The organism is Acidovorax sp. GW835-FHT14B10 (assembly GCF_058793725.1).
Map to the genome: position 1 here is coordinate 21,804 of NZ_JBXAGC010000019.1, position 12,804 is coordinate 34,607.

The 12,804-nt window shown below is 64.7% G+C and carries 10 protein-coding genes; 6 read left to right on the plus strand and 4 right to left on the minus strand.

The window, feature by feature from the left end:
• Positions 1-50 precede the first annotated feature (50 nt).
• The 3 genes from dxs (at position 51) to AC1Q5S_RS15070 (ending at position 4,478) form a co-directional block, all read left to right on the plus strand.
• Entirely contained in the window at positions 51-1,937 is a 1,887-nt protein-coding gene (gene dxs / locus AC1Q5S_RS15060) for a 1-deoxy-D-xylulose-5-phosphate synthase (protein ID WP_287951730.1), read from the plus strand.
• 174 nt (positions 1,938-2,111) lie between these two features.
• A complete protein-coding gene (locus AC1Q5S_RS15065) occupies positions 2,112-3,194 on the plus strand; it encodes a TRAP transporter substrate-binding protein (RefSeq protein ID WP_287951736.1) in 1,083 nt (360 codons plus the stop codon).
• Between the two features lie 201 nt (positions 3,195-3,395).
• Entirely contained in the window at positions 3,396-4,478 is a 1,083-nt protein-coding gene (locus tag AC1Q5S_RS15070) for a TRAP transporter substrate-binding protein (RefSeq protein WP_303837530.1), read from the plus strand.
• A gap of 212 nt (positions 4,479-4,690) precedes the next feature.
• Here AC1Q5S_RS15070 and AC1Q5S_RS15075 read toward each other — a convergent pair whose 3' ends face one another.
• The 3 genes from AC1Q5S_RS15075 to AC1Q5S_RS15085 form a co-directional block, all read right to left on the minus strand.
• Positions 4,691-6,502: a TRAP transporter large permease gene (locus AC1Q5S_RS15075; RefSeq protein WP_303837528.1), complete on the minus strand. Its 1,812-nt coding sequence runs from the start codon at positions 6,500-6,502 to the stop codon at positions 4,691-4,693.
• Between the two features lie 20 nt (positions 6,503-6,522).
• Positions 6,523-7,158, minus strand: coding sequence for a TRAP transporter small permease subunit (locus AC1Q5S_RS15080; RefSeq protein ID WP_303837526.1), 636 nt, complete (start codon positions 7,156-7,158; stop codon positions 6,523-6,525).
• A gap of 182 nt (positions 7,159-7,340) precedes the next feature.
• Complete coding sequence (locus tag AC1Q5S_RS15085; RefSeq protein WP_422204685.1) at positions 7,341-8,468, minus strand: substrate-binding domain-containing protein; 1,128 nt, start codon at positions 8,466-8,468, stop codon at positions 7,341-7,343.
• A gap of 50 nt (positions 8,469-8,518) precedes the next feature.
• Here AC1Q5S_RS15085 and AC1Q5S_RS15090 point away from each other — a divergent pair, with 50 nt between their 5' ends.
• The 3 genes from AC1Q5S_RS15090 to AC1Q5S_RS15100 are packed head-to-tail and all read left to right on the plus strand — an operon-like array spanning position 8,519 to position 10,874.
• Positions 8,519-9,256, plus strand: a complete 738-nt coding sequence (locus tag AC1Q5S_RS15090; protein WP_303837523.1) for an ABC transporter permease — start codon at positions 8,519-8,521, stop codon at positions 9,254-9,256.
• Positions 9,253-10,050, plus strand: a complete 798-nt coding sequence (locus tag AC1Q5S_RS15095; RefSeq protein ID WP_422204682.1) for an ABC transporter ATP-binding protein — start codon at positions 9,253-9,255, stop codon at positions 10,048-10,050. Before AC1Q5S_RS15090 ends, AC1Q5S_RS15095 begins: the two co-directional genes overlap by 4 nt.
• Positions 10,047-10,874, plus strand: coding sequence for an ABC transporter substrate-binding protein (locus AC1Q5S_RS15100; RefSeq protein WP_422204680.1), 828 nt, complete (start codon positions 10,047-10,049; stop codon positions 10,872-10,874). The genes AC1Q5S_RS15095 and AC1Q5S_RS15100 overlap by 4 nt, the downstream gene beginning before the upstream one ends.
• Positions 10,875-11,033: 159 nt before the next feature.
• Here the strand turns inward: AC1Q5S_RS15100 and AC1Q5S_RS15105 are convergent, their stop codons facing one another.
• The gene (locus tag AC1Q5S_RS15105) at positions 11,034-12,731 is read right to left on the minus strand and encodes an ABC1 kinase family protein (RefSeq protein ID WP_303837520.1); all 1,698 of its coding nucleotides are present in this window, start codon (positions 12,729-12,731) and stop codon (positions 11,034-11,036) included.
• Between the last annotated feature and the right edge of the window lie 73 nt (positions 12,732-12,804).

Below are 12,804 nucleotides of genomic sequence, written 5' to 3' on the forward strand. Positions count from 1 at the left end.
GCCTCTGGTGCTTTTGTATAAAGCGCTAGCAGCTATTCAATAAATAGTAAATGTCCATGACATCCTTTCCCCTGCTGCAGACCATCAACGACCCCGCCGACCTGCGCAAGCTGTCCCGCGCCGACCTCAAGCAGCTGGCTACCGAGCTGCGCGCGTTCGTGATCGACAGCGTGTCCCAGACCGGGGGGCACCTCAGCTCCAACCTGGGCACCGTCGAGCTCACCGTGGCGCTGCACCATGTGTTTCACACGCCTGAAGACCGGCTGGTGTGGGACGTGGGCCACCAGACCTATCCGCACAAGATCCTGACCGGGCGGCGCGGCCGCATGCACACGCTGCGCCAGCTGGGCGGTATCTCGGGCTTTCCGCAGCGTGCCGAAAGCGTCTATGACACCTTTGGCACGGCGCATTCGAGCACCAGCATCTCGGCAGCGCTGGGCATGGCGCTGGCTGCGCAGCGCAAAGGCGAAGAGCGGCATGCCGTGGCCATCATCGGCGATGGCGCCATGACGGCCGGCATGGCCTTCGAGGCCTTGAACAACGCCGGCGTGGCCGATGCCAACCTGCTCGTGATCCTGAACGACAACGACATGAGCATCAGCCCGCCCGTGGGAGCGCTCAACCGTTACCTGGCCCAGCTCATGAGCGGCCAGTTCTACGCGGCCGCCAAGAACGTGGGCAAGAGCGTGCTCAAGAACGCGCCACCGCTGCTGGAACTGGCCAAGCGACTGGAGCAGCAGGCCAAGGGCATGGTGGTGCCGGCCACCCTGTTCGAGAAATTCGGCTTCAACTATATCGGGCCCATCGACGGACACGACCTCGATTCGCTGATCCCCACGCTGGAGAACATCAAGGGCCTCAAAGGCCCGCAGTTCCTGCATGTGGTCACCAAGAAAGGCCAGGGCTACAAGCTGGCCGAGGCCGATCCCGTGGCCTACCACGGCCCCGGCAAGTTCGATCCGGCCGTGGGCCTGGTCAAAAGCGCGGCGGTGCCCAAACAGACCTTCACGCAGGTGTTTGGCGAGTGGCTGTGCGACATGGCGGCGCAGGACGACCGGCTGGTGGGGATCACCCCCGCCATGCGCGAGGGCTCGGGCATGGTCGAGTTTGAAAAGCGCTTTCCCGGCCGCTACTACGATGTGGGCATTGCCGAGCAGCATGCCATCACCTTCGCGGCCGGCATGGCCTGCGAGGGTGTCAAGCCGGTGGTGGCGATCTACTCCACCTTCCTGCAGCGCGGCTATGACCAGATGATCCACGACGTGGCGCTGCAGAACCTGCCGGTGGTGTTTGCGCTGGACCGCGCCGGCCTGGTGGGGGCCGACGGCGCCACCCATGCGGGCGCCTACGACATCCCCTTCGTGCGCTGCATTCCCCACATGAGCATGGCCTGCCCGGCCGACGAGCGTGAATGCCGCCAGTTGCTGAGCACTGCGTTCGAGCAGGACCACCCCGTGGCCGTACGCTACCCGCGCGGCAGTGGCGCGGGCGTGCCAACCCTGCGCGGCCTGGAAGGACTGCCGTTCGGCAAGGGCGAGATCCGTCGCGAGCGCAAGGCCGGTGAGGCCGCTGCGGGCGCGCCGCGCATTGCCATTCTGGCCTTTGGCACCTTGCTGTACCCCGCGCTGCAGGCCGCCGAGGCACTGGATGCCACCGTGGTCAACATGCGCTGGGCCAAGCCGCTCGATACCGAGCTGCTGCTGGAGGTGGCGGCACGCCACGATGCCCTCGTGACGCTGGAAGAGGGCGCCATCATGGGTGGCGCGGGCAGTGCCGTGCTGGAGGCGCTGGCCGCCGCCAAGGTGGTGCTGCCCGTGTTGCAGCTGGGGTTGCCCGATGCCTTCATCGAGCATGGTGATCCGGGCAAGCTGCTGTCGCTGCAGGGGCTGGACGCGCCCGGTATCCAGGCGTCGATTGCACGGCGATTTCCCGCTTGAACGCAGCACCTGGATAAGACCCGCGCGGCGGTGCTCGCGGGTTTGAGCCCGCAGCGGGGGGCGCCATTCCTACAATGCTGGCGATGGCAAGACCATGGGCCTGCGTTGGGCCCCTGGTATGTGGCCGATTGAGGCGTCTTGTTCCTTTCCCTCGGAGACAACTTCATGGATCCCATGGATCGCCGCAAACTCATCCAGCATGCGGGCATGGCTGGCGTGCTGGCTGCAGGTGCCGCGCCTGCGATTCACGCACAGCCCGTCCTGCGCTGGAGGCTGGTGTCGAGCTTTCCGCGATCGCTCAACACCATCTACGGTGTGGCGGAGGTCTTTGCACAAGCGGTGCGGGTGATGTCCAACGGGAAGTTTCAGATCTCGGTGCACGCTGACGGCGAACTCGTGCCGGCATTCGGTGTGGTGGATGCGGTGCAGTCCGCCGCGGTCGAGGCTGCGCACACAGCGCCGTATTACTTCTATGGCAAGAGTCCCGCCTTCGCGCTGGGCTCCGCCATACCGTTTGGCTTCAATGCCCGGCAAATGAATGCCTGGATGCTGCATGGCAATGGCCGCAAGCTCATGGATGCGTTCTATGCGGGCTACAACATGCGCAGCTTTGCGGGGGGCAACACAGGCACGCAGATGGGGGGGTGGTTCCTCCACGAGGTCCGCAGCCCGTCGGATTTCAAAGGCCTGAAGATGCGCCTGGGCGGTGGACTGGTGGGCGATGTCCTGGCCCGGCTGGGGGTGATTCCCTCCAATCTGCCGGGGGGCGATATTTACCAGGCATTGCAGAAAAGGGAGCTCGATGCCGCGGAATGGGTCGGTCCCTACGACGACCAGAAGCTGGGGCTGCACAAGGTGGCACCGTACTACTACTACCCTGGTTGGTGGGAGGGTGGCCCGGAAATGGACTTCTACATCAACCTCAAGGCCTTCAACGCACTCTCGGCCGATTACCGGGGCATCGTAGAGGCCGCGGCAGCTCTGGCGCATACCGACATGCTGGCGAAGTACGACGCACTGAACCCCGCAGCGCTCAAGCAACTGGTGTTGGCCAAGACCAAGGTATCGCCGTTCTCGCAAGGCATCATGGATGCTGCATTCAAGGCTTCGATGGAGGTGTTTGCCGACAACGATGCCAGAAGCCCCGAGTGGAAAAAAATCCATGAAGACATGCGCAATTTCCAGCGCGACCAGATCCTCTGGTTCCGCTTTGCGGAGGCGCGGTACGACAGCTTCATGTCGGCCCAGAAAATCTGAAACCGATCCGTTGCTGGCCGCCGCGCCGCCGATGCTTGCAAAAGCCTGAATACACGGCCCAATATCGGTCTTGCGCGGGAAAACCCGCAAGAATAGCGGTGGGGGTGTTTCTACAATGACCGATGGCTGAAAGAGCCTCTGGAGCACGTCCGCACAACGGGCGCAACTGAGTTTTGCAATCAATTTTCGGAGATAACCCTCATGGATCGTCGTTCCATCATCAAGCACGCCGGCATTGCTGGCGTTCTGGCGGCAGGTGCCGCACCTGCGGTACACGCGCAGGCAGCGGTCCGCTGGCGTCTCGCTTCGAGCTTCCCCAAGTCCCTGGACACCATCTTCGGTAGCGCTGAATTGCTCTCCAAGACGGTCAAGGCCATGTCGGGTGGCAAATTTGAAATCTCCGTGCACCCCGCGGGCGAACTGATGCCCGCTTTCGGCGTGGTCGATGCCCTGCAATCCGACACCATCGAAATGGCCCAGTCGGCGGCTTATTACTTCACCGGCAAGGACCCTGTCTTTGCTTTCAGCTGTGCAGTGCCTTTCGGCCTGACAGCGCGCCAGACCACGTCCTGGAAGAAGTACGGCAATGGCAGCAAGCTGCTGGATGCCTTTTTCGAGAAATACAACTTCCGCACCGCCAGCGCGGGCAATACCGGCACCCAGATGGGCGGTTGGTACCGCAAGGAAATCAAGACCGTTGCGGACCTCAAGGGCCTGAAGATGCGCATGGGCGGCGGCGTTTTCGGTGAGGCCATGGCCAAGTTGGGCGTGGTGGCACAGAACATGCCCGCCGGCGACGTGTACCAGGCACTCGAAAAAGGCACGCTGGATGCCGCCGAGTTCGTGGGCCCTTACGATGATGCCAAGCTGGGTTTCAACAAGGTGGCGCCTTTCTACTACTACCCCGGCTGGTGGGAAGGTGGCGCCGACCTGGAATTCTTCGTCAACAACAAGAAATTTGCCGCCCTGTCGGACGAAAACAAGGCCATCCTGAACGCCGCCATGGCGGTGTCCGCCACCGACATGACGGCCAAGTACGATACCTACAATCCGATTGCACTGAAGAAGCTCGTGGCAGAGAAAACCAAGCTCACGGCCTTCCCCAAGGCGGTCATCGACGCAGGTTTCAAGGCCTGCATGGAGGTGTACGCTGAGCACAACGCCAAGTCGCCCGAGTTCAAGAAGATCTACGACGACATGCGCGCATTCCAGCGTGACCAGATCCTGTGGAACCGCTTCTCTGAGTACCCGTACAACCAGTACATGAACGGCGTCAAAATCTAAGAGCCGTTGCTGCGGGTGGCCCGCAAGGGCCTCCACATGTATTCAAGCCGCGCATGTCGCGGCTTTTTTGCGCGTGTGCGCATCGGTGCATCCAGACGTCAAAAGGGCTGCCATGGTGATTCCCTTTGGATCCATCGGGGGATGGCTGCAGCCAAAGAAAAAGGCCCCGAAGGGCCTTTGAGGGAGATGGCGCCATTCCCCGCGCAGCGTGGTCAGTTTGCCGGCTTCTTTAGCGCGTCTTCCATGGCCTTCATGGGGTCCTCCGCGGGGGCGTCCTGCGCCGCGTCGGGTGCGGCCGGGGTCGATGCATCTGGCGCCGGTTCCTCGCTGGCGCCAAACGGCTCTTCGCCGTAGCTTTCGCTGCTGCCTTCCGGTTGGCCCAGTGCGTCACGCATCTGGTCGCCAATGCTTTCCATGTTGTATTTCACCTTCGCATCCAGGGAGCCCGTGACGATCTGCGGGAAGGCGATCAACACGCCCACCATGGTCAGCTGGATCAGCAGGAACGGGATGGCGCCACGGTAGATCTGCATCGTCGTGACGGGTTCCATGGTCTTGCGTGTCACGCGGTCGATGTAGGGCTTGTCGGGTGCCACCGAGCGCAGGAAGAACAGGGCAAAGCCAAACGGCGGGTGCATGAACGAGGTTTGCATGTTCACGGCCAGCAGCACGCCGAACCAGATCAGGTCGATGCCCAGCTTGTCTGCCACGGGTGCCAGCAGGGGCACCACGATGAACGACAGCTCGAAGTAATCGAGGAAGAACGCCAGGAAGAACACCATGATGTTCACGACGATCAGGAAGCCGACCTGGCCGCCGGGCAGGTTGGTGAGCAGATGCTCCACCCACACCGGGCCGTCGGCGGCCTGGAACACCAGGCTGAAGGTGGTGGCGCCGATCAGGATGAACATCACGAAGCTTGACAGCTTGGTGGTGGAGGCGAGGGCCTGATTGAGCAGCTTCATGTCCAGGCGCTTGCGCGACCAGCCCATGATCAACGCGCCCATGGCCCCCATGGCGCCCCCTTCGGTGGGGGTGGCAATGCCCAGGAAGATGGTGCCCAGCACCAGGAAGATCAGCAGCAGCGGTGGAATCAGCACAAAGGTCACGCGTTCCGCCAGGCGCGAGAGCAGGCCCAGCTTGAAGCCCTTGTTGATCAGTGCAATGACCAGTGCCACCGCCGTGCCGCCGCACATGGCCACCACGATCTTTTCGTCGGTGGCCACGGACGTGACCAGTTCGCCCTGCCACCAGGTGTGCACGTCGGCCATGTGGCGTGCCAGGAAGATCGACACGGTGGCCGACAGCGTGGCCAGAACGGTCAGCGAGGTGTAGCCACCACCGCCATCGGGTTCGCGGTAGGTGCGGGCTTCCGGCGGCAGGGCCGGTACCTGGTGGGGCTTGAAAATCGCCAGAAACAGTACGTAGGCCACGTACATGCCCATGAGTATGAAACCGGGGAAGAAGGCGCCCTTGTACATGTCGCCCACGCTCTTGCCCAGCTGGTCGGCCATCAGGATCAGCACCAGCGATGGTGGAATGATCTGGGCCAGCGTGCCGGACGCCGCAATCACACCGCTGGTCAGCCGGCGGTCGTAGCCGTAGCGCAGCATGATGGGCAGCGAGATCAGGCCCATCGAGATCACCGATGCGGCAACCACCCCTGTCGTTGCAGCCAGCAGCGCGCCGACAAAAATCACAGCCAGGGCCAGGCCACCGCGCATGGGGCCAAACACCTGGCCCACGGTATCGAGCAGGTCCTCTGCCATGCCGCTGCGCTCAAGAATCAAACCCATGAGCGTGAAAAATGGGACCGCCAGCAAGGTGTCGTTGGCCATGATGCCAATCAGGCGCTGGGGGAGCCAGGCCAGCACCGAGCTGGGGAAAATGCCCATCTCGATGCCCACAAAGCCGAAGAACAGGCCGCAGGCGCCGAGGCTGAAGGCCACGGGGAAACCCAGCAGCAGGAACATGATCAGCCCCGCAAACATGAAGGGGGCGAAATTGGCAGCGAAGAATTCCATGATGAAGATGCTCCGTGGGCTCAGCGTGCGGGCGTGGCGGGTGGGGGGGTGCCCGCGGCACTGGCGGCGGCAGCGGCTTCTTGTTGCTGGCGCAGGATTTCGACCAGTTCTTCCTCGGAAGACTTGTCAACGAGGCGGCCCATGGGGTCGGGGCCCTGGCCGCGCAGGAAGGCGATGCGCTTGATGAGTTCAGACCAGCCCTGCAGCATCAGCAGCGCGAAGCCAACGGGCAGGGCCACCCATACGGGCCAGCGGATCAGTCCACCGGGGTTGCCCGACATTTCGCCGGTCTGGTACATCTGCACGACCAAGGGCCAGCTCAGGTACAGCACCACGATGCACAAAGGCGTGAGAAAGAGTGCAAAGCCCACGATGTCGATCCACACCTGTACGCGCTTGGGCAGGCGGCTGTTGACCACGTCGATGCGCACATGCTCACGGTGCAATAGCGTGAACCCGGCAGCCACCAGGAAAGACCAGGCGAACAGGTACCACTGCGCTTCCAGGAACGCATTGGAGCTGACCCCGAAAACCTTGCGCACCAGCGCGTTGACGGCGCTGACAGCGGTGGCGGCAAAGATCAGCCAGATGACGTACTTGCCGACAAAGGCATTGAGCCCGTCGATGGCGCGTGAAAATTTGAGAAGAGCCTGCATGGTGTCTCCAATGGAAAGGCTGTGCGTGCGACATCCCTTCCGCCCCGCGGGTAGGCGGGATGGCGGGACACATTTTTACAAAGGCGCGATTTTACGTAGCACTATAGTGGGAGCCTGACGGGAGTGTGACGGTGTAATCCCTTTGCTCCTACCTGGCTCTTGTGCTCTTATATGTATAGCAATCAGGGCTGCTTCCGGGGCTGTGAAGCGCGTTTCTTGCTTGCAAACTGCCACCATGGAAGCACCGTGCTCATGGCCAGCACCTCGCCGCAGTGCAGGGGGGTGTAGCCCGGCAGTGCCTGCATGTGCGCCCGCCACTCGGGTGTTTGCAGCAAGCGGCGCAAGGCCAGCGTGGCGGGTTGGTCCAGGCTGGCTTTCAGGCAGGCCAGGTGGTAGCGCTCCTGCACCAGCGGCACGAAATCCAGTCCCCGGGTCCACGCCACCACCTCGATGCCCATTCCCACATCGGCCGCACCGGCCGCCACCGCCTGGGCAATGGCGGTGTGCGAGGGTTCGTTGCGTGTGTAGCCCGGAATGGCCTGGGCGTCCACACCCGCCTGGGCCAGCAGGTCATCGAGCAGCACGCGCGTGCCGCTGCCCAGTGGCCGGTTGATGAAGCGGGCGCCGGTGCGCACCACATCCGCCAGGCTTTGGAGGCCGAGCGGATTGCCCGGGGCTACGATGAGGCCTTGCGTGCGCTGGGCAAAGCCGATGATCTTGTGCAGCCCGGGCTGCAGCAGGGGCTTGTAGGAGCGCGCTGCCACCGAGTCGGCGGCGGGCTGATCCACCGTGTGAAAGCCGGCCAGCGTGCAGCGCCCCTCGTTCAGTGCGCGGATCGCGTCCACACTGCCGGTGAAGCGGATATCGAGGTGCAGCGCTCCGGCATCGGCCTGCGTGGCCGCATGGGCACGCAGCGCCACCAGGGCATCGTCGTGGCTGGCGTACAGGGTGAGCACATGGGCATCGGCGTCAAAGGCCACGGCAAAGGCGCGCTCCAGGTCGGCATGCAGGGCGGCGATCTGCGGCGCCAGGCGCGCCTGGGCCTGGCGCTCGGCCCACAGCAGCTTGGTGCCGAATTCGCTCAACTGGGCCGACTGGCCCTTGCCCCAGGTGACGAGTTCCCCACCGAGCTGGTCTTCCCAGCGCTTGAGGGCGCCCCACACATGGCGATAGGACAGCCCCAGCGCGCGCGCGGCACCCGAGATGGAACCTTGCTCCGCCACGGCCTGCAGCATCTCGGGCAACGGGTTGCGGATCAGTGAGTCGCCGGCATCGCGGCTGAGCGTGTAGTGGAGTTGGACCCTATGCACAGGTGTTCATATCGCTGGAGATTGATTCGGTGCATACGATAGTCGAATCCATGTCCACTCTCTCTGAAAGCGTCCTCACGGCGCTGCATCTCACGGTTTCGGCCGACCCTGTTTTGTGGACCATCGTGGGCCGCTCCCTTGCTGTCAGCGGCTCGGCCTGCCTGCTGGCCTGCGGCGGCGGTCTGGTGCTGGGCGCGTGGCTGGGTGTGGCGCGTTTTGCAGGCCGGGGGGCCGTGCTGGCCTGGCTCAACACCCTGCTGGCCGTGCCTTCGGTGGTGGTCGGACTCGTGGTCTATCTGCTGCTGTCGCGCAGCGGCCCCTTTGGCGCCATGGGGTGGCTCTTCACATTCAAGGCCATGGTCATTGCCCAGACCCTGCTGGTGCTGCCGGTGGTCACGGCCCTGACCTGCCAGTCGGTGGCCGATGCCGAGCGCAGCCATGGCGAGCAGTTGCAATCGCTTGGAGCGGGCCCCGTGATGCGCAGCCTGTTGCTGGCCTGGGACGAGCGCTATGCCCTCCTGACGGTGCTGATCGCATCGTTCGGGCGCGCCATTTCCGAAGTGGGCGCCGTGATGATCGTGGGCGGCAACATCGACGGTTTCACGCGCGTCATGACCACCGCCATCGCCCTGGAAACCAGCAAGGGCGATCTGCCGCTGGCCCTGGCCCTGGGCCTGGTGCTGCTGGCCGTGGTGCTGGCACTCAATGGGCTGATTGCCGTGCTGCGGCGCTGGCGCGAAGGCGTGGACGGCACCTCGCAGGGCGCCCTGCCGGGGGTGCTGGCATGAGCGCAGTGCCCGCCGTGGGCGCGGCCGCGCCCTGGCCTGAGGGTGTGAAGATGGCGCGGGCGTCGTTGAGCCCGCCCGATCATCCCCCTGTTTTCTCCCTGCACGGCGTGGGTGTGCGCTATGGCCGCGTGCAGGCGCTCCTGGGTGTGAATCTGTCGGTGGCCCCGGGCGAGTGCGTGGCGTTGATCGGTGCCAATGGCTGTGGCAAGAGCACGCTGCTGCGCGTGCTGCACGGCCTGGCCAAACCCAGCAGCGGCCAGTTGCTGCGGGTCGATGGCCGCCGCCAGGCGATGCTGTTCCAGCGCCCGCACATGCTGCGCGCCAGCGCCCAGCACAACGTGGCGCTGGGCATGTGGCTGCAGGGCGTGCGCTGGCGTGACGCGCGTGCGCAGGCGTTGCTGGCATTGCAGCGCGTGGGGCTGGAGGGCATTGCGGCGCAAGGCGCGCACACCCTCTCGGGCGGACAGCAGCAGCGGGTGGCGCTGGCGCGGGCCTGGGCGCTGCGGCCCGATGTGCTGCTGCTCGACGAGCCCACCGCCAGCCTCGACCCGCACGCCAAGCGCGAGGTCGAGCTGCTGATGGCCGACCTGGCCGCCAGCCACGGCCAGGCGGGGCCGGCCCACCCCGTGACCATGGTTTTCAGCAGCCACAACCTGGGCCAGGTCAAGCGGCTGGCCAGCCGGGTGATCTATCTCGAACACGGCGCTGTGCTGGCCGATTTGCCAGTGCACGACTTTTTCAACGGCCCCCTGCCCGACGCCGCCCGAGTGTTTGTCAAAGGAGAAATGGGATGAAGAAAATGGAGTCCTTTGGGCCTCTGGCGCTGACTTGTAAAGCGCTTTCAGCCATTGTTTTGGCCGTTTGTGGAGTCGCCAACGCGCAGTCCATCACCATGGCGTCCACCACCTCCACCGAGCAGTCGGGCCTGTTCGGTTATCTGCTGCCCGAGTTCAAGAAGGCCAGCGGCCTGGATGTGAAGGTGGTGGCCCTGGGTACGGGCCAGGCGCTGGACACGGCGCGCCGCGGTGATGCCGATGTGCTGTTCGTGCACGACCAGGTGGCCGAGGAAAATTTTGTGGCCGATGGCTGGGGTGTGAAGCGCTACCCCGTGATGTACAACGACTTCATCCTGGTCGGCCCCAGGAACGACCCCGCCGGTATCAAGGGCAAGGACATCGTGGAAGCGCTGAAAAAGCTGGCCGCTGGCAATGGCGAATTTGTCTCGCGTGGCGACAAGAGTGGCACCCACGCCGCCGAACTGCGCTACTGGAAGCTGGCGGGCGCCGATGCTGCCAAGGGCAGCGGCTACAAGGAGTGCGGCTGCGGCATGGGCCCGGCGCTCAATATTGCCGCCTCCAGCGGCGCCTATGTGCTGGCCGACCGGGGCACCTGGCTCAACTTCAAGAACCGCGCCGACCTGGCCGTGCTGGTGGAGGGCGACACGCGCCTGTTCAACCAGTACGGCCTGATGGTGGTGAACCCCGCCAAGCACCCGCATGTGAAGGGGCAGGACGCACAGAAATTCGTGAACTGGGTGGTTTCGCCCGTGGGCCAGACGGCAATCGCCAACTACAAGATCGGTGGTAAGCAGTTGTTCTTCCCGAACGCAGCGAAGTGAGCCCCCGGGCCGTGTCGCGCTATCCTGTATAACTCCCTGCGGCCTCTGGCGATGCGCTGCTTTCTTTGCCAATAGCTTGGCTACTGACCGCAAAAAGATGCCTTGCGGCCCCTGCCGATTCGCATTGCCGCCGACGCGCGAGGGGTATGCCGCTCCTCCTTAATCGTCGTCTCTATGGTGGCTGCTGCGCCAGATGGCGCGCACCAGCCACAGCCCGCAGACCACGGCACCAAAGAAGCCCAGGAAGCCAAAGGCCGGCAGCCCGAACAGCGTGGGCCCGCCCTGCACGGTCATCACGATGGATGAGCCGATGATGAGGGCCGCGATGATGAGCGCCATCGACAGCCGGTTGGCAGAGCGGTCGATCTGGTCACCCACCCGCTTGAGATGGGCCAACTCGATGCCCACCTGCAGGCGGCCCCGGCGCGCGTTGCGCAGCAGGCGCGCCAGGTCGTCGGGCAATTGCTCGGCGGTGGCCAGCGCCCGGCGCAAGGCCTGCCAGGCACGACCGGCCAGTGCGCGCGGTTCATGGCGTGTGCGCACCACCTGGCGCAGCAGCGGCAGGGCCTCGGTCGCCATGTGAAAGTCCGGGTCCAGGTTGCGGCCCATGCCTTCCAGCGAAATGAAGGCCTTGATGAGCAGGGCCAGGTCGGGTGGCAGGCCCAGGTGGTGCTCGCGCAGGATGGAGGTCACATCGGCCAGCATCTGGCCCAGCTGCAGTTGGGCCAGGGGCACGCCGTGGTACTGGTCGACAAAGGCTTCCACCTCCATCTCCAGTTGCCCCAGGTCCACGCCGTGGGCGTCGCCCGCCCAGTCCAGTAGCACCTCGGCCACTGCCTGCGGCTGGCGCTCGACCAGGCCCAGCAGCATCTGCAGCAGTTCGTCGCGCCGCCGCTGCGACAGGCGCCCCACCATGCCGAAGTCGATGAAAGCGATGCGGTTGCCTTGCAGATAGAACACATTGCCGGGGTGCGGATCGGCATGGAAGATGCCGTCCTGCACAATCATTTTCAGCACGGCCTGGGCGCCGCGCCGGGCCAGCACGGTGCGGTCAAAGCCGGCTTCGGACGTCAGCGCATCCAGCTGCCCGCCGGGGACACCCTGGATGAATTGCTGCACATTGATGCGTTCACTGGTGTGCTCCCAGTACACGCGCGGCACCACGATGTGGGGCATGCTGGTGAGGTTGCCGGCAATGCGTTCGGCACTGCGGCATTCGCCCGCCAGGTTGAGTTCGCGCCGCAGTGAGCGTGCGAACTCGCGCACCAGCTGCTGCGGCCGGTAGGGCTTGAGGGCGGCCAGTTCGGCTTCGGCCAGCGCGGCCAGCCGCTCCAGCAGGCGCAGGTCGGCCTCGATCACCTCGCCGATGCCGGGGCGGCGTATCTTGACGACCACTTCACTGCCGTCGGGCAGCTGTGCGCGGTGCACCTGCGCAATCGAGGCTGCGGCCAGCGGTTCGGTGTCAAAGCGCGCAAAAACGGCCTCGGGTTCATCCCCCAGGTCCTGGCGCAAATGGGGGCGCAGCGCCTCCAGGGGCACGGCCGGGACATGGCTCTGGAGTTTTTCGAACTCGGCGATCCAGTCGGGTCCGAACAGGTCGGCACGGCCCGCCAGGAGCTGCCCGAACTTGACGAAGGTGGGGCCCAGCTCTTCCAGCGCCAACCGCACCTGCACGGGCGGTTCGACGCGGGCCAGGTTGCCCGCCAGGTTCCAGTGGAGTGCCTGGCCGGCGCGCTCCAGCTTGTCGGCCAGGCCGAGGCGGCGCACGGTGTCGCCAAATCCGTGGCGCACCATCACGCCCAGAATCTCCTTCAGGCGCCCCAGGTCGCGTGCGGTGTCCAGGGTCTCGATCAGCATGGGGCGATGATAGTCCGGTGCTTTCAATGACCCCATGCAGGTCCGTTGCGCCGTCTAGCGGTTGCATGGGCCC

Coding starts and splice junctions, on each gene's coding strand:
- dxs (WP_287951730.1), top strand. CDS start 51: ATGTCCATGACATCCTTTCCCCTGCTGCAGACCATCAACGACCCCGCC.
- AC1Q5S_RS15065 (WP_287951736.1), top strand. CDS start 2,112: ATGGATCGCCGCAAACTCATCCAGCATGCGGGCATGGCTGGCGTGCTG.
- AC1Q5S_RS15070 (WP_303837530.1), top strand. CDS start 3,396: ATGGATCGTCGTTCCATCATCAAGCACGCCGGCATTGCTGGCGTTCTG.
- AC1Q5S_RS15075 (WP_303837528.1), bottom strand. CDS start 6,502: ATGGAATTCTTCGCTGCCAATTTCGCCCCCTTCATGTTTGCGGGGCTG.
- AC1Q5S_RS15080 (WP_303837526.1), bottom strand. CDS start 7,158: ATGCAGGCTCTTCTCAAATTTTCACGCGCCATCGACGGGCTCAATGCC.
- AC1Q5S_RS15090 (WP_303837523.1), top strand. CDS start 8,519: ATGTCCACTCTCTCTGAAAGCGTCCTCACGGCGCTGCATCTCACGGTT.
- AC1Q5S_RS15095 (WP_422204682.1), top strand. CDS start 9,253: ATGAGCGCAGTGCCCGCCGTGGGCGCGGCCGCGCCCTGGCCTGAGGGT.
- AC1Q5S_RS15100 (WP_422204680.1), top strand. CDS start 10,047: ATGAAGAAAATGGAGTCCTTTGGGCCTCTGGCGCTGACTTGTAAAGCG.
- AC1Q5S_RS15105 (WP_303837520.1), bottom strand. CDS start 12,731: ATGCTGATCGAGACCCTGGACACCGCACGCGACCTGGGGCGCCTGAAG.